The sequence below is a fragment of the Agromyces sp. GXS1127 genome (genome assembly GCF_050565425.1).
In the GTDB taxonomy this organism is placed as follows: domain Bacteria; phylum Actinomycetota; class Actinomycetes; order Actinomycetales; family Microbacteriaceae; genus Agromyces.
On the sequence record NZ_JBOCIG010000003.1, the window covers coordinates 330,381 to 347,187 of the forward strand.

At 73.1% G+C, this 16,807-nt stretch carries 13 protein-coding genes; 10 read left to right on the forward strand and 3 right to left on the reverse strand.

Going from position 1 to position 16,807, the window contains the following annotated elements; translation table 11 throughout:
• Nucleotides 1–4: 4 nt before the first annotated feature.
• The 9 genes from ACQ393_RS06985 (at nucleotide 5) to ACQ393_RS07025 (ending at nucleotide 12,713) form a co-directional block, all read left to right on the forward strand.
• On the forward strand, nucleotides 5–976 hold the full coding sequence (locus ACQ393_RS06985; RefSeq protein WP_430646103.1) for an AAA family ATPase: 972 nt from the start codon (nucleotides 5–7) through the stop codon (nucleotides 974–976).
• The gene (locus ACQ393_RS06990) at nucleotides 973–2,307 is read left to right on the forward strand and encodes a DUF58 domain-containing protein (protein ID WP_430646104.1); all 1,335 of its coding nucleotides are present in this window, start codon (nucleotides 973–975) and stop codon (nucleotides 2,305–2,307) included. Before ACQ393_RS06985 ends, ACQ393_RS06990 begins: the two co-directional genes overlap by 4 nt.
• A complete protein-coding gene (locus ACQ393_RS06995) occupies nucleotides 2,304–4,643 on the forward strand; it encodes a transglutaminaseTgpA domain-containing protein (RefSeq protein ID WP_430646105.1) in 2,340 nt (779 codons plus the stop codon). Before ACQ393_RS06990 ends, ACQ393_RS06995 begins: the two co-directional genes overlap by 4 nt.
• Nucleotides 4,640–5,242, forward strand: a complete 603-nt coding sequence (locus ACQ393_RS07000) for an FHA domain-containing protein (protein WP_430646106.1) — start codon at nucleotides 4,640–4,642, stop codon at nucleotides 5,240–5,242. The genes ACQ393_RS06995 and ACQ393_RS07000 overlap by 4 nt, the downstream gene beginning before the upstream one ends.
• Nucleotides 5,243–5,359: 117 nt before the next feature.
• Nucleotides 5,360–8,323 carry an FtsK/SpoIIIE domain-containing protein gene (locus tag ACQ393_RS07005; protein WP_430646107.1) on the forward strand — a complete coding sequence of 988 codons (2,964 nt, stop codon included), beginning with the start codon at nucleotides 5,360–5,362 and terminating at the stop codon, nucleotides 8,321–8,323.
• A gap of 159 nt (nucleotides 8,324–8,482) precedes the next feature.
• Nucleotides 8,483–9,700 carry an ABC transporter substrate-binding protein gene (locus ACQ393_RS07010; RefSeq protein ID WP_430646108.1) on the forward strand — a complete coding sequence of 406 codons (1,218 nt, stop codon included), beginning with the start codon at nucleotides 8,483–8,485 and terminating at the stop codon, nucleotides 9,698–9,700.
• The gene (locus ACQ393_RS07015; RefSeq protein WP_430646109.1) at nucleotides 9,700–10,899 is read left to right on the forward strand and encodes an ABC transporter ATP-binding protein; all 1,200 of its coding nucleotides are present in this window, start codon (nucleotides 9,700–9,702) and stop codon (nucleotides 10,897–10,899) included. The genes ACQ393_RS07010 and ACQ393_RS07015 overlap by 1 nt, the downstream gene beginning before the upstream one ends.
• Before the next feature lie 3 nt (nucleotides 10,900–10,902).
• The gene (locus ACQ393_RS07020; RefSeq protein WP_430646110.1) at nucleotides 10,903–11,814 is read left to right on the forward strand and encodes an ABC transporter permease; all 912 of its coding nucleotides are present in this window, start codon (nucleotides 10,903–10,905) and stop codon (nucleotides 11,812–11,814) included.
• A 95-nt stretch (nucleotides 11,815–11,909) separates the two neighbouring features.
• Nucleotides 11,910–12,713: an ABC transporter permease gene (locus ACQ393_RS07025; RefSeq protein ID WP_430646303.1), complete on the forward strand. Its 804-nt coding sequence runs from the start codon at nucleotides 11,910–11,912 to the stop codon at nucleotides 12,711–12,713.
• Between the two features lie 75 nt (nucleotides 12,714–12,788).
• On the opposite strand, the gene ACQ393_RS07030 is transcribed toward ACQ393_RS07025, so the two are convergent.
• Entirely contained in the window at nucleotides 12,789–13,778 is a 990-nt protein-coding gene (locus tag ACQ393_RS07030) for an asparaginase (protein WP_430646111.1), read from the reverse strand.
• 3 nt (nucleotides 13,779–13,781) lie between these two features.
• Entirely contained in the window at nucleotides 13,782–15,167 is a 1,386-nt protein-coding gene (gene gabT, locus ACQ393_RS07035; RefSeq protein WP_430646112.1) for a 4-aminobutyrate--2-oxoglutarate transaminase, read from the reverse strand.
• 144 nt (nucleotides 15,168–15,311) lie between these two features.
• Between gabT and ACQ393_RS07040 the strand changes: the two genes are divergently transcribed.
• Nucleotides 15,312–15,791: an OsmC family protein gene (locus tag ACQ393_RS07040; RefSeq protein WP_430646113.1), complete on the forward strand. Its 480-nt coding sequence runs from the start codon at nucleotides 15,312–15,314 to the stop codon at nucleotides 15,789–15,791.
• A gap of 67 nt (nucleotides 15,792–15,858) precedes the next feature.
• On the opposite strand, the gene ACQ393_RS07045 is transcribed toward ACQ393_RS07040, so the two are convergent.
• Nucleotides 15,859–16,773, reverse strand: a complete 915-nt coding sequence (locus ACQ393_RS07045; RefSeq protein ID WP_430646114.1) for a hypothetical protein — start codon at nucleotides 16,771–16,773, stop codon at nucleotides 15,859–15,861.
• Nucleotides 16,774–16,807 lie beyond the last annotated feature (34 nt).

Here is a 16,807-nt window from a genome sequence, read left to right on the forward strand (position 1 = left end):
ACCGATGACCATGACTCCCGAGGACGCGAACCGGTTCGCGTCGAACCTCGACCGGCTGGTCGGAGCGGTCGAGGAGATCCTGCTCGGCAAGAACCGGGTGATCCGGCTGGCCTTCACCGCGCTGCTCAGCGAGGGCCACCTGCTCCTCGAGGACGTGCCCGGCACGGGCAAGACCTCGCTCGCGCGCGCCATGGCGCAGTCGGTCGCGGGCACCAGCAACCGCGTCCAGTTCACGCCCGACCTGCTGCCCGGCGACATCACGGGCGTCTCCGTCTACGACCAGCGCTCCGGGGTGTTCGAGTTCCACCCGGGGCCGGTCTTCGCCAACATCGTCCTCGCCGACGAGATCAACCGGGCGAGCCCGAAGACGCAGTCCGCTCTCCTCGAGGTGATGGAGGAGGGGCAGGTGACCGTCGACGGGCAGACGCATCGCGTCGACCAGCCCTTCATGGTGATCGCCACCCAGAACCCGGTCGAGCAGGCCGGGACGTACCGGCTCCCCGAGGCGCAGCTCGACCGGTTCCTCATGCGCACCTCCATCGGCTACCCCGATCACGCGTCGACGATCCGGATCCTCGAGGGGACCGACCAGCGTGCGCACGATCACCGCGTCGAAGCGCGTCTGGACGCCTCCGAGATCGTCGAGATGGCTGCGACCGCCCGCACCGTCTACGTCGATCCCACGATCAACGACTACGTGTCGCGGCTCGTCGACGCGACCCGCAGCGCGACCGAGGTGCGCCTCGGCGTGAGCGTGCGCGGCGCCCTCGCCCTCGTCCGCGCCGCGAAGACCCACGCCGCCGGACGCGGCAGGCACTACGTGGTGCCCGACGACGTCAAGGCGCTCGCCGAACCGGTGCTCGCCCACCGCCTGATCCTCGACCCCGAGGCCGAGTTCGACGGCGTGACCGCGTCGAACCTGATCGCGCAGGTGCTCATCGAGACGCCGCCGCCGTCAGCGAGGCAGGTCGGGTGACCTTCGAGACCCGGTCGAGGATCCCCGAGGAGGCCGCCCGCCAGGGCCTGCTCGCGGTGGCGATCGCGCGCGTCGTCGTGGCCGTCCGCACCGCGGCATCCGTGGTCGAACGCTGGACCCGCGCGGCACGCAGCGTCGTGACGCCGCTCGGCTGGGGGGTGCTCGCGGCGGCGGTCGCGGCACTGGTCGTCGCCTACGTCTACGGATGGCTCGAACTCGCCGTCGTCGGCTGGGGGCTGCTGTTCCTCCTGCTCGTCGCCTCCGCCTGGCTGGCCGGCCGCGGCGCGGGCCAGATCGAGCTCGCGCTGCCGGTTCCGCGCGTCGCGGTGGGCGAGTCGGCCGAGGCCCGCCTCGTGGCCCGCAATCCGGGGCGTCGGCGGTTCGCCGGTGCGCGGCTGGAGCTGCCCGTCGGCCACCGCGTGATCTCCCGGATGGTGCCCCCGCTCGCCCGCGGCGGCACGTTCGACGAGCGCGTCGCCATCCCCACCGAGCGCCGCGGGATCGTCCCGGTGGGCCCGGCGCGCACCGTGCGCGCCGACCCGGTCGGGCTCATGCGCCGCGAGATCGTGTGGTCCGATGTGCGGATGCTGCACGTGCACCCGCGGACCATCGCGGTCTCGGCGCTCAGCACCGGATACCTGCGCGACCTCGAGGGATCGCCCACGCGCGACCTGACGTCGAGCGACATCGCCTTCCACGCGCTCCGCGAGTACCAGGCGGGCGACGACCGCAGGTACATCCACTGGCGAAGCTCGGCCAAGACCGGGACCTTCATGGTCCGCCAGTTCGAGGAGACCCGTCGCAGCCGGCTGATGGTCATGCTCGACCTCGCCGCCGACGCCTACGAGGACGACGACGACTTCGAGCTCGCCGTCAGCGTCGCCGCGTCGATCGGCGCGCGGGCCATCCGCGACGCGCGGAGCCTCGCGTTCGTGGTCTCCGGTCACGACCGGCAGCGGCCGTCGTCGGCGTCCCGGCGCGGCCTCCCCGCGCTGCGCGAACTGCCGACGGCGTCGCGGGACCGACTCCTCGACGCCCTCTGCGTGGTCGAGGTCGACGACCGCGCGGCGACGCTCGCCGACACGGCGCGGGCGGCGGCCGAGTCGATCGCCGGCGTCTCCCTCGCCTTCGTCGTCACGGGCGGCCGACGCGGCATCGCCGACCTCCGGCAGGGCGTCTCGCGACTCCCGGTCGGCATCGAGGCGGTGGCCGTCCGGTGCGCGACCGAGGGCGAGGCCGACGCGCGCGCGGTCGGCGGGCTCTCGGTGTACGGCATCGGCTACCTCGACGACCTGACCGCCCTGCTCGCGAGGACGGCGTCGGTCGCATGAGCGTGTCGTCGACGCAGCGCCGCGCCGGACGCCCGGCCTGGCATCGCCCGACGCGGCGGCTCGCCGGGTCGGCCCTCGTCTCGGCCGTCATCAGCACGGTGCTGCTCATGATCGTCTCGGCCACGGCGATGATCCCGTGGTGGCCGGTCTACGAGAGCGGAGCGTTCCTCGTCGCCGCCGCCGTGTCGATCCTCGCCGGAGCGTCGATCGGACTGGCCGGCGCGATCCTCGGCTGGCCGTCGTGGGCGGTGGTCTCCGCCGTCGCCGTCGCCTACCTGGTGCTCGGCGTGCCGGTCGCGGTGCCGACCGCGGCGTACCAGACCGTGCTGCCGACGGCGGAGGGCGTCCTCGAGCTCGTCGCGGGGACGGCGCTGTCGTGGAAGCAGCTCGTGACGATCTCCGTCCCGGTGGGGTCGTACCAGGCGCTCCTCGTCCCGCCGTTCCTGCTGGGCCTCCTCGCGACCGCGGCGTCGGTGACCATCGCCCTCCGCACCCGCCTGCCGTCGGCGGCACTGCTGCCCCCCGCCGTGCTGCTCGTCGCGGGGATCGTGTTCGGCGTGGTCCACGACGACGTGGCGTTCGAAGCCGGCGTGGCCTTCCTCATCGCCGCGGTGGCGTGGCTCGTGCGGGTCGCCGTCGCCGGGCGCCGTCGCACGGTGCTCGAGCGCCCCGTGGAGTCGGCGCTCGGGGACGTCCGCCGCATCGTCGGCGCGACCCTCGTCGTGGCCGTGGCGCTCGTCGGCGCCACGGCGGCGACGCTCGCCGTCCCGCCGGCCACGCGCGACGTGCTGCGAGCGGAGCTGCGCCCTCCGTTCGAGCCCAGCGACCACGACAGCCCGCTGGCCGGCTTCCGTGCCGCGTTCGCCGCGGACACGAGGGATCGGGAGATGCTCACCGTCACGGGCCTGCCCGCCGGCAGCGGGCTGCGGGTGGCGGTGCTCGACACCTACGACGGGGTCGTCTACTCCGTCGGGGGAGGCGATCGCTCCGCGGCATCCGGTCAGTTCACGCGGCTGCCCTACCGGCTCGACCAGTCCGGCACGCCCGGTGAACCGGTGGGCCTCTCCGTGCAGGTGTCGGGGTACGACGACGTCTGGGTGCCGGGCATCGGACGGCTCGAACGCATCGAGTTCGGCGGGCCGAGGAAGGGGCTGCTCGACGACGGCTTCTCCTACAACGACGTGACCGGGACCGCGGGAGTGCGATCCGGCCTGCGCGAGGGCGACGCCTACCGGGCGGACTCCGTCGCGTGGATCGAGCCGGTCGACCTCGCGGCGCTCCGGCCCGGCGGCGCCATCCTGCCGGATTCGCCCGACCCGCCGGACGCGCTGCTGCGCCTGCTGGACCAGTGGACGCGCGCCTCGGACGATCCCGGGGTCCGGCTGGCGGGCGTGATCCAGGGGTTCCAGCGCGAGGGGTACGTCAGCCACGGCATCGAGGAGGACGAGGGGCCGAGCCGCTCCGGTCACTCCCTCGACCGGCTGTCCGAGCTCGCGACCGCGAAGCCGATGGTGGGCGACGGCGAGCAGTACGCCGTGGCGGCGGCGCTCCTCGCACGCCAGATCGGCTTCCCCGCGCGGGTCGTCGTCGGCTACCTGCCCTCGGGCGAGGACGCCGACGTCGCCGCGTCGGAGCCGCGGGTCCTGCGCGGCGCGGACCTGCAGGCGTGGATCGAGGTGCAGGCCGACGACGGGGCCTGGATCCAGGTCGACCCGAACCCGGAGGTCCGGCCGATCCCCGAGCGGCAACCGGACGAGCCGACGGTCGTCTCGCGGCCGCAGTCGGCGCTGCCGCCGCCGGAGGATCCGACCCCGGTCGACGACCTCGCCTCCGAGCCGGACGCCGGCTCCGAGGACCCGCAGGAGGGCAGCGCCTGGCTCGACGCGCTGCTCGGCGTGCTCCGCATCGTCGGCATCGTGCTCGCCGCACTCGCGCTCCTCGCGAGCCCCTTCCTCGCCGTCCTCGCGGCGAAGGCGCGCCGGCGGAGGCTGCGCCGCCGTGCGGGGACCCCCGTCGAGCGGATCGAGGGCGGCTGGGCCGAGTTCGCCGACCGGGCCGCCGACTACCGCTATCCGATGACGCCCACCGCGACCCGGGCGGAGCAGGCCGCGGTGGTGGGCGGGCTCGGACCGGCGGTGCTCGCCTCGGTCGTGGATCGCGTCGTGTTCGGCCCCGACGGGCCCGGCGAGGGCGACGACGACCGCGTCTGGTCGGCGGTCGAGGAGCTCCAACGGCGGATGGACGAGCCGAGGACGTGGCGGGAGCGCATGCGAGCGCGGATCTCGCTCGGCTCGCTCGGCGGGTACGCTGGCACCCGGAAGGGAGCCGGGACGTGAACTGCCGGATCTGCGGTGCGACGTTGCCCGAGGGGGCGATGTTCTGCGGCGAGTGCGGAAGCTCGACGTCGGCGACGCCCGAGTCCCGCCGCCCGCTCGATCCGCGGCCGGGCGACACCTACGTCATCCACCGCTCCGACTCCGGGGTGCTCAGCGTGCCGATCACCGATGCGGCACCGGTCGTCCCGCCCGGGTCCGAGCCGGACGAGCCGGCCGAGCCGGCGTCGGCGCCGGGGTCGACCTCGGCTCCGGCGGCCGGGGAGCCGGCGCCCTCCGCGCGTTTCGTCCTGACCTTCACGACCGGCGAGGTCGTCAGCGTGCAGGGCACGGGGCTCGTCGGCCGGCGCCCGCTCGCGGAACCCGGCGAGTCGTTCGACCACCTCGTGCAGATCGTCGACCGCGGGCTCTCGGTTTCCAAGACGCACCTCGAGTTCGGCGAGCACGAGGGCGACCTCTGGGTCGCCGATCGCTTCTCCGCGAACGGCACCGTCGTGCGCCGCCCCGGCGAGCACGGGGTGCGGTGCGAGCCCGGACGACGGATCCTCGTGCCGCGGGGGAGCCGTGTCGAGATCGGGGAGCAGGCCTTCACGGTCGCCTGAGGGGCAGTCGCCAGCGGGTCGCGCGACCCGTCCTGCACGCCCCCGGCGCGGACCGACGCGCGCACAGTCCGGACCCGGCGTGCGCGCGGTGCCCGGCGCCGATGCTGGGCTTCGGGTATGACGGATGCCTCGGCGACGAGCCTGCAGGGACTGCCCCGCCTCCACCTGCCCCCGTCGCCCCCGGAGCCGCCGCGGCCGGCATTCCCGTGGATCGCCTCGGCGGCCCCGGTCGCCGGGGCCGTCGCGATCTGGGCGTTCACCGGCTCGGTCCTCTCGCTCGCGTTCGCCGCGCTCGGACCGCTCGTCGCCGTCGCGGCGGTGCTCGATGCGCGACGCACGGCCCGCCGGGCCCGCCGCGACGGGCGACGCGACCGGGAGCAGCAGCTCGCCCGGCTCCGCGCCGAGGTCGACCGCAGGCACGCGATCGAGCGGGCCGCGGCCTGGCGCGCGAGCCCGTCGGCGGCGGTCGTCGTGTGCGGGCCGGTCCCGGCGTGGCTGCCCGTTCCGCCCGAATCCGTCGTCGTCGGCACCGGCACCGTGCCGAGCCGCGTGGCGGTCGAGGGCGACCCCGGCGACGACGCCGAGGCCGAGGGGGTCCGCACGGCCGCCGCGCGGCTCGAGGGGGCGCCGGTCCGCGTCGCGGTCGGCGATGGGCTCGGGTTCGTCGGCCCGCCGGCGCTCGCACGCGGGGCGGCCCGCACCGCGATCGTGCAGTACGCCGACGCGTCGGACCCGACGTGCTCGCGCATCGACGGGCCGCGCGACGACGAGTGGGAGTGGCTCGACGCGCTCCCGCATCGGGCGAGCGGGCCGGGGACCGGTGTCCTCCGGGTCGTCGACGCGACCGGTACGGGCGGACCCGCCCGTCGTGCACCGCAGCCGGACCGAGGTCGCGCCGGCGTCGGCGACGCCGAGGTCCTCTTCGCCGTCGCGGAGACCCGCATCGGACTGCCGCCCGGGATCCGGACGGTCGTCGAGGTCGCCACGCCGCGCGTCGCGGCCGTGCGGGGCCAGGTCGGCGAGGCGGCCGCCGTTCGGCCCGAGCTGGTCTCGGCGGCGGAGGCCCGGGTCGCGGCGGAGCGCCTCGCCCGCATCGCCAGGAGCCTCGGGCTCGGCGCCGACGCGCGGCCGCCGGACTCGATCGCGCTGTCCGACCTGCTCGACGAGCCGCTCGGACCGCTCGATCCGTCCGACCGCTCGACCCTCGCCGTCGCGGTCGGCTCGGATGGCAGGGGTCCGGTCGAGATCGACCTGGTGGCCGGTCCCCACGCGCTCGTCGCGGGGACGAGCGGCAGCGGCAAGAGCGAGCTGCTCGTGGCGTGGATCGCCGCGCTCGCGGCCCGTCGTCCGCCGGACCGCGTGGCGTTCCTCCTGGTGGACTTCAAGGGCGGGGCGGCGTTCGAGCCCGTGCGACGCCTCCCGCACGTCGCCGGGCTCGTGACCGACCTCGACGAGGCCGAGGCCGAGCGTGCGGTGGCGAGCATCCGAGCGGAGCTCCGCCACCGTGAACGCGTGCTGGCCGGCGTCGGGGTGCGCGGCATCGGCGAGCTCCCGGACGACGTCGTGCTCCCGCGGCTCGTCGTCGTCGTCGACGAGTACCAGGCCATGATCGAGCGCTTCGCCGAGCTCGGCGCGGTCATCGCGGACGTGGCCGCGCGTGGCCGTTCGCTGGGCGTCCACCTCGTGCTCGCCGCGCAGCGGCCCAACGGGGTGGTCCGCGAGCAGGTGAGCGCGAACTGCGGCATCCGGCTGTCCCTCCGGGTGCTCGACCGCTCCGACAGCGTGGCCGTGATCGGCTCGGAGCTGGCGGCGGGCCTCGATCCCGACCGACCGGGGCGCGCCGTCGTCGACCGCGGCGACGGATGCCTCGTGGAGTTCCAGTCCGCGCTCGCGAGTCGGACGACCATCGACGCGGTCGCCCTGCGCCATGCGGGCGCCCCACCGCCTCGCCGGACGTGGCTCGACCCGCTGCCCGCTCGGATCGGCCTCGAGGACCTGCGTGCGGTGCTCGCCACGCCGACCTCCGCTGCGGGGCGGGCGTCGATGCCGGACGTCGACACGTCGCACGAGGGGAGGACCGGGCGCGGCGCGGAGATCGTACTCGGCGCGGTCGATGAGCCCGAGCACCAGCGTCGCAGCGCGGTGCGGTGGGACCCGGCGGTCGACGGCCCGCTGCTCGTGCTCGGCGCGCCGGGGTCCGGTCGGTCGGCGCTGCTCGAGGCGGTCGCCGCGCAGGTGGGCCGACGGGACGGGGCGCGGGCCGTGCTGCGCCTCGACGGCCCGCGCAGCCGCATGTGGGACGTGCTGGCCGAGCTGCGGGCCGGCGTCGTCCCATCCCTCGCGCTGCTCGTCGTCGACGACCTCGACACCCGCCTGGCCGGCTGGCCCGACGAGCACCGGCTGGCGGCGTTCGCCGCACTGGAGGAGGTGATGCGCCGGCAACGCGGCGGCGGTCCGGCGGTCGTGGTCTCCGCCGCCCGCACCTCGGCCGTCCCGCCGGGTCTCCGCGACGCCGCCACGACCGTCGTGCTGCTGCGCCATCCGAGCCGCGCCGACCTCGTCCACGCCGGCGGCGAGGGCAGCCTCCACCGCCCCGACGCCCCGCCGGGAGCCGGGCAGTGGCGCGGACGCCGCGCCCAGTTCCTCCACGCCGATCCGGTCGCCGACGACCGCGCGCGTCGCGAGGCGCCCCAGCTCGTCGTCGGGTCTCGCGGGGTGGTCGCCGTGTGCTCCGCGTCGCCCGCCGTCGATGCCGACTCGATCGCGCGCCTCGCTCCGCGCGCCGCCGTCATCCGGCTGGCCGATGGGCCGGATGCCTGGCGGGACGCGCAGTCGGCGCTCGACGCCGGGGCGGACGCCGCCCCGACGGTGGTGATCGGCGACGCCGACGCGTGGGCGGCGAACTGGAGCCTGGCCGCCGCGGCGCGCTCCCGCGCGGAGCTCGTCGTCCACGGCGGGACGGGGGAGTACCGCGCCCTGGCTCGCGGTGCCGGACTCCCGCCGCTGCTCGACGACGATCGCGACCAGTGCTGGCGGATTCCCGCCGGCGGGGTGGCGGAGCGAGCTCGATGGGAGCGATGAGACGACGGATTCCGAGTGTCCGCGGGCCGGAACGGCACTGAATCCGTGCGTGATGTTCGCAGAAATTAACGATTCGGTCATCATCTGCTGAATTCCGCCACGCAGTGTGTCAGTATCTTCGCACCCCTGCACGCGCATGCACGTCGATTGGAGACCCTCGTGAGCAGCCGTCCCCTTCCCCAGGACCCCATCGTTCGCGCCCTCGTGGCGCAGGCCCGACAGGCTCAGTTGACCCGCCGCGGCCTGCTCGCCGGAGCCGGAGCGGGCGCCTCGGCGTTCGCGCTCGCCGCCTGTTCGACCGGTGGCGGGCAGGCGAAGCCCACCGCGGCCGCCGACACCTCCGACACCGACAAGAGCCTCAACTGGGCGAACTGGGCGGCCTACATCGACGAGGACGACGCCGGCAACTACCCCACGCTCGTCCGGTTCACCGAGGAGACGGGGATCGAGGTCAACTACGAGGTCGCCGTCGACGACAACAACACGTACTACGGCAAGGTCAAGGACCAGCTCGCGCTCGGGCAGGACATCGGCGCCGACACGGTCTGCCTCACCGACTGGATGGTCTCGCGCTGGATCCGTCTCGGGTACACGCAGGAACTCGACCACGGGAACATCCCCAACATCGCCAACCTCGCCCCCGCGCTCGCGAACCCGAGCTTCGACGAGGGTCGCAAGCACTCGCTGCCGTGGCAGGGCGGGTTCGCCGGGATCTGCTGGAACACCGAGAAGGTGCCCGGCGGGCTCGAGACGGTGGAGGACCTCTGGAACTCGGAGCTGAAGGGCCGCGTGGGCGTCCTCTCCGAGATGCGCGACACGATGGGCCTCATCATGCTCCAGAACGGCGTCGACATCGCGAGCCCCGACTGGGGCGACGCCGAGTTCGATGCGGCCATCGAGATCCTCGACGAGCAGGTCGCGAACGGCCAGATCCGCAACATCAAGGGCAACTCGTACCTTGAGGACCTGAAGAGCGAGGACACGCTGGCCGCCATCTGCTGGTCGGGCGACATCACGGTCCTGAACGCGGAGGCCGGCGACAAGTGGCAGTTCGCGATCCCCACCGCGGGCGGCACGCTGTGGAACGACAACTTCCTCATCCCGATCGGCTCGCCGCGCAAGGCGAACGCCGAGACGCTCATCAACTACTACTACGAGCCCGAGGTCGCCGCCGAGGTCGCCGCGTGGGTGAACTACATCACGCCCGTGGTCGGCGCGCAGGAGGCCGCGATGGCGATCGACCCCGAGCTCGCGGAGAACCAGCTCATCTTCCCCGACGAGGAGACCCTCTCGAACGCGTACATCTTCCGCGCGCTCTCCGGTGCCGAGGAGCAGAAGTACCAGACGCAGTTCCAGCAGATCCTCCTGGGTTCGTGATGGCGATCCGCGAATTCGCCGAGAGCGGCGCCGACCTCGAACTGGTCGGCATCCAGAAGCGATTCCCCGGCTTCACCGCGATCGAGGAGCTCGACCTCACCATCCCGGCCGGCTCGTTCTTCGCCTTGCTCGGTCCGTCGGGCTGCGGCAAGACGACGACCCTGCGACTGGTCGCCGGCCTCGAGGAGCCGACCGCCGGTCGCATCCTCATCGGCGGCACGGACGTCACCGACACCAAGGCGCACCAGCGCCCGGTCAACACGGTGTTCCAGAGCTACGCGCTGTTCCCGCACATGTCGATCATCGACAACGTCTCCTTCGGCCTGAAGCGCCGTCGGATCGCCGACGCGGAGACCCGTGCCCACGAGGCGCTGCGGCTCGTCGAGCTCGACCACCTCGCGCAGCGTCGTCCGGCGCAGCTCTCCGGCGGCCAGCAGCAGCGGGTCGCGCTCGCGCGTGCGATCGTGAACCGGCCCGCGCTGCTCCTGCTCGACGAGCCGCTCGGCGCCCTCGACCTGAAGCTGCGTCGCCAGATGCAGCTCGAGCTGAAGACGATCCAGGAGGAGGTCGGCCTGACCTTCCTCCACGTCACGCACGACCAGGAGGAGGCCATGACCATGGCCGACACGGTCGCCGTGATGAACAAGGGCGCGATCGAGCAGATGGGTGCGCCGGAGGAGCTCTACGAGCTGCCCCGCACGGCGTTCGTCGCCAACTTCCTCGGCAAGTCGAACCTCTTCACGGGCGATGTCGTCGGAACCACGGCAACGGCGATCACCGTCGACGCGGGCGGTCACCGCATCACGGTCCCCGCGGCGCGCGCGCAGCGGCACCAGGGCCTCGTCACGGTCGGCGTGCGACCGGAGAAGGTCACGCTCCACCCGGAGCAGCCGGAGGAGGTCGCGGGTCGCACGCTGCTCGGACCCGGCCGCGTCATCGACGTGTCCTTCGCCGGCGTGAGCACCGAGTACATCGTCGCGGTGCCCGGCGTCGGCACGGTCTCGGTGTTCGCCCAGAACATGACGTTCGGCCCCGTCGCGCACGAGGGTTCGGAGGTGTGGCTCAGCTGGGACGTCGAGCACGGCTTCGGCCTGTCCGACGAGCCCGACGAATCCTCGCGGTTCCCGGCCGACGCGGACACGCAGTCCATCGCGGTGCAGCGCCGGGAGGCGCTCATCACGGAGCTCGAGGGCAGCTGAGCCATGGCCTTCGCAGCATTCGCGACGGCGGAGGCGCAGCCCCAGGCGACGCGGAGGAAGAGCCCCATCGCGCTCTTCCTCCTCCTGCCGGGCATCCTCTACCTCGTCCTGTTCTTCCTGACGCCCCTCATCTCGCTGATCCTCACGTCCCTGCAGGCGCCGAGCGAGTTCGGCGACATCGGCGTGTACGACTACGCGTTCAACTGGCAGAACTACGTCACCGTCATCCAGGACTACTGGCCGCACATCCTGCGCTCGTTCGGCTACGCCCTGCTCGCGACGGTGTTCGCGCTCCTGTTCAGCTACCCGATCGCGTACTTCATCGGCGTCAAGGCGCGGCGCCGGCCGCTCCTGCAGAGCCTGCTGCTGGTGCTCGTGATCGCCCCGTTCTTCATCAGCTTCCTGCTGCGCACCCTCGCGTGGAAGCAGATCCTGTCGGACGAGTCGCTCATCATCACCTCGCTCAAGGCGATCGGCCTGCTCGGGCCCGACGCCTACTTCGCGGGCACCCCGTTCGCGGTGGTCTTCGGCCTGACGTACAACTTCATCCCGTTCATGACGCTGCCGCTCTACACGACGCTCGAGCGCCTGGACACCCGGTACCTCGAGGCGGGCAGCGACCTGTACGCGAACCCGTTCACGGTCTTCCGGAAGGTGACCGTCCCGCTGTCGATGCCCGGCATCGTCGCGGGCACCCTGCTCACGTTCATCCCGGCAGCGGGTGACTACGTGAACGCCAGCCGCGACTTCCTCGGCGGGCCGGACACCCAGATGATGGGCAACGTGATCGAGGCGAACTTCCTCGTGCTCCTGAACTACCCGGCGGCCGCGGCGCTCTCGATCATCCTGATGGCGGCGATCCTGGTGCTCGTCGGCGTGTACGTGAAGCGATCCGGAACGGAGGACCTGCTGTGAGCGGGGAAGTCCAGGCCGCAGCCGTCCTCGGCGGCCTCGCCGAGAGCGAGGAGCTCGAGGACCGGCGCGCACCGCAGCGACCGCGTGGACGTCGGATCGGGCTCGGCGACTGGCTGCTGCCCGTCTACGTCACGCTGGCGTTCATCTTCCTGCTGATCCCGATCGCCTACACGTTCGTGTTCTCCTTCAACGACTCGCTGAAGTCGAACATCGCCTGGCGCGGGTTCACCTTCGACAAGTGGCTGAACGTGTGCAACGTCGAGGGCGGAGCGGTCTGCGAGGCGTTCGCGAACAGCATCGTCATCGGCCTCGTGTCGACGGTGATCGCGACCACGCTCGGCACCATGATCGCCATCGCGCTCGTCCGCTACCGCTTCCGGGCGCGTTCGGCGATCAGCCTGCTGCTGTTCCTGCCGATGGCGACGCCCGAGGTGGTGCTCGGTGCGGGCCTCGCGGCCCAGTTCCTGGCCGTCGGCGTGCCGAAGGACATGCTGACGATCATCCTGGCGCACACGATGTTCTGCATCAGCTTCGTCGTGGTCACCGTCAAGGCCCGCGTGTCGAGTCTCGACCCGGCCCTGGAGGAGGCGGGCCGCGATCTCTACGGGTCGCCGCGCGAGGTGTTCTGGCGCATCACGTTCCCGTTGCTGACCCCCGGCATCATGGCGGCCGCGCTGCTCTCGTTCGCGCTGAGCTTCGACGACTTCATCATCACGAACTTCAACTCCGGTTCGGTGACGACGTTCCCGAAGTACATCTACATCTCGGCGTCGCGCGGCATCCCGGCCGAGGCCAACGTGATCGCGTCGGCGGTGTTCATCGTGGCCCTCGCGATCGTGGTGATCGCGCAGGTCTCGCGCGCCGCCCGAGCGAAACGGCTCGCGGCGCAGGCGGGCTGACCCGAGGCGCGCGCCGGGAGGCCGCGATCCGTCGGGGTCGCGGCCTCCCGCAGTCGGCGCCGTACCGTCCCGGAGCTAGACCGTGGCGCGGATGCGTCCGACGACGCGCCCGCCACCGAGCACCTCGAGACCGAGTTCGGGCTCGAGGGCGTCCACCGCGCCGGCGTCGAGGGCACCCGCGCCGACGAGCAGCCTCGCCGCCACGATCGCCGACGCGCGCGGCGAGCCGTCGAGCATCTTCAGCGCGACCGTGGTGCCGTCGGGCGAGGTCATCACCTGCACGCCCTCGGCACCGAACTTCGAGAACACGCCGAGCCGATCGATGGCGACCGAGTCCGGTCGACCGGGACCGGCGATCGCCCAGCCGTTGGTGCGGACCCCGTCGGTCAGCGCCGCCGCCTCGCGGAAGAGCGCGAAGGGCGAGGAGGCCGACGACGAGGCGATCTTCTGGATGCCGCGGGCGAGGGCGGTCAGGCCGACGGCGTGCACGGGCGCGCCGCAGCCGTCGATGACGCTCGCCACGGGCCGCTCGCCCGTCAGCCGCTCCAGCACGTCGAGGATGCGCTTCTGCAGGGGGTGCTCCGGATCGAGGTAGTCCTCGAGCGACCATCCGTTCGCGTGGCAGGCGAGCAGCATCGCCGCGTGCTTGCCCGAGCAGTTCATCGTGATCGGCTCGGGGCGCGCCCCGGTGCGGACGAGCTCGTCGCGCGAGGCACGGTCGGTCGGGAACTCCGCCGGGCACCGGAGCGCCGACGCGGGCAGGCCGGCCCGGGCGAGGAGCCCGCGCACGAGCGCCACGTGCTGCGGCGTGCCGCTGTGGCTCGCCGTGGCGATCGCGGCATCCTCGCCTCGGAGCGTCACGCCCGAGGTCATGACGGCGAGCGCCTGGAACGGCTTCATGCTCGAGCGGGGGAGCACGGGGGCGGTCGTGTCGCCGATCCGGCGCACCACCTCGCCGTCCGGCCCGAGCACGACGGCCGAGCCGACGTGCCGGGACTCCACGAATCCGCCGCGCTCGACGACGGCGAGCTGGGCGGCGGCGGACGCCGCGAAGGTCTCACCCATGCGTCAGGCGAGGGTCGCGAACGCGTCGTCGAGCACGCCGAGCGCGTCGGCGATCAGCTCGTCGGTCATCCGGAGGCTCGGCAGGAAGCGGAGCACGTTGCCCCACGTCCCGGCGCTGAGGAACAGGACGCCCTGCTGGGCGGCGTACGAGACGATGGCGGAGACCGCCGCCGCGTTCGGTGCCTTCGTCGTGCCGGCGGTGCCGGGTTCGACGAGCTCGATCGCGATCATCGCGCCGCGCCCGCGGATGTCGCCGATGACGTCGTATTTCTCGCGGAGGCGCTCGAGCCCCGCGGTCAACGTCGTCTCGATTCGGCGGGCCTCGGCGAGCAGTCCCTCCTCCTCGACGGACTCGAAGACGGCGATCGCCGCCGCGCACGCGACGGGGTTGCCGCCGAACGTGCCGCCGAGCCCGCCGGGCTGTGCGGCGTCCATGATCTCGGCACGCCCGGTGACGGCGGCGAGCGGGAAGCCGGCCGCGATGCCCTTGGCCGTCAGGACGAGGTCGGGCGTCCACCCGAAGTGCTCGGAGGCGTACCAGGCGCCGGTGCGCGCCATCCCGGACTGGATCTCGTCGGCGATCATGACGACGCCGTTGGCGGTGCACCACTCCTGCAGTGCGGGGAGGTAGCCGTCGGCATAGACCATGAAGCCGCCCTCGCCCTGGATCGGCTCGACCACGAGGCACGCGAGGTCGGAGGCGCCGACGACCTTGTCGAGGTAGCCGATCGTGCGGGCCGCCGCCTCGGCGCCGGTGAGGCCGTCGCGGAAGGGATAGGAGCTCGGCGCGTGGTAGACGTCGCCCGCGAGCGGGCCGAAGCCCGACGCGTACGGCATCGCCTTGAAGTTCATCGCCATGGTGAGGTTCGTGCGCCCGTGGTAGGCGTGGTCGAGCACCGCGACCGCACGGCGCCCCGTGTGCTTGCGGGCGATCTTCACGCCGTTCTCGACCGCCTCGGCGCCGGAGTTGACCAGCACGGTCTTCTTCGGGAAGTCGCCGGGGCTGTACTCGGCGAGGAGCTCGGCGACCCGCACGTACTCCTCGTACGGCGTGATCGTGAAGAGCGTGTGCAGCACGTCGCGCGACTGCGCGACGGCGGCGTCGACGACGCGCGCGGGGGTGTGGCCGGCCGTCGTCACGCCGATGCCGGCACCGAAGTCGAGGAACCGGTTGCCGTCGACGTCCTCGAGGACGGCGCCGTGCGCGCGCTCGATGTAGACGGGCAGGACGCTCGAGACGCCCGCCGACACGACGGCGGTCCGTCGCGCCTGGAGCGCCTGCGAACGGGGACCGGGGATGGCGGTGACGATCCGTCGCTCCTGCGGCACGACGGCCTGCTCGGCCGCCTCGGCGGGCACGGATTCGACGGGGATCCAGGTGTCAGTCATGATCGGACCAGCTTATCCCCGGGCCCGCGTCGGGCGTCGGCGGGTGGGTGCAGGATCGACGAAGCGGTACCGCGCGCATCCGGCGCGATGAGCCGGCGCGGCAACGCGGCACCGGCGCCGCCCGTCACGGGAAGGGGAGACCACATGCTCGGCGAGCACCACTACGCGATCGAGCTCGAGTGGCAGGGCGACCGCGGCGAGGGCACGACCTCGTACCGTTCGTACGGACGGCAGCACGCGGTCCGCGCGGCCGGCAAGCTGCACGAGATCGCCGGCTCGAGCGATCGCACCTTCCACGGCGATCGCGAGCGATGGAACCCCGAGGAGCTCGTGCTGGCGGCCCTCAGCGAATGCCACATGCTCTCCTACCTCCACGTGGCCGTGAACCACGGCGTGGTCGTGGTCGGCTACGAGGATGCCGCGACCGCGACCATGCGCGAGGACGGCCGCGGCGGCGGACGGCTCGTCGAGGCCGTGCTGCGGCCGCGCGTCACGGTGGCCGAGCCGTCGATGCGCGAGCTCGCCGCATCGCTGCACCACGAGGCATCCGAGAAGTGCTTCATCGCGGCGTCGGTCGCGTTCCCGGTCCGGCACGAACCGGCCACGATCGTCCGGGGCGCGTGACCCCACCCGTCGAGCGGAGGACCGGACGCCCGGCGACCCCGCCCGGGCACGCCGGGTCGTCAGCCGGTCAGGGCAGCCCCTGCGCCGGGGCGAGCGCCGATCCGGGCGGCGCCGGCGCCGGGCAGGGGTAGCCCCCGACCAGTCGCGAGCACGGCGGGAAGTACGCGGGCAGGCGCTCCTCCTGCGGATCGCCGAACCAGCGATGCCAGATGCGCCAGAAGTTGAGGTTGCCGTAGGCGGAGCAGTCATCACCGCCCGAGGGGTCGGCGAGCACGCTCTCGTTGGGTTGGTACGGCGTGTAGTTGTAGAGGTTCGCGGTCGCCTGGTTCCGGATGCGGACCGTCGACGCGCCACAGGCGGCATCCGGGTGGAAGCCGACCTCGACCGTCCCGACCATGAACGTCCGCTCGGGCTCGGCCGTGTACTGCCGGAACTGCCACGCCGCGCGGTACACCTGGTTGACGAAGCCGAAGTAGCGCGCGTCGCAGTCGGCGGTGTCGGGGCAGCCGTACCCGGTGGCGCGCTCGTAGCCGCGCGCGGTCGGACGCGTGAGGAGCGACTGCTCCTTCTGCAGGAGCACCAGGAGCGCCCTCGGGCTCACGCCGCAGGCCGCGGCCACGTCGCTGATGATCCGGCTGGCGGCGAGGGACTCGCCGCCGCGCAGGGCCGTGCAGTGCCGCGGGCCGGCGGCGGGCACCGGCTCGACGTCCTCGGTGTAGTCGGCCAGGCACGGCACGCCGTCGGCCGGGCGGCACTCGCGTGCCTCGAGGAAGATCTGGATGTCGCGCACGGTCATCGCGGCGGAGTCGTAGAACGCCTCGTCGCTCACGATGAAGCCGGGATCGAAGCGCTCCGTCGAGGGGATCCGCCGGTCGGCGGAGGTGGGGTCGCGCTCGATGCCGGGGGTCGGCACGCAGCCGGCCAGCAGCAGCGCCGCGGATGCCGCCAGTGCGGCGATCCACGCCGGGGAGGTCGTCCTCATCGACCCGACGATACCGGGGCCCGCCGACGCACGG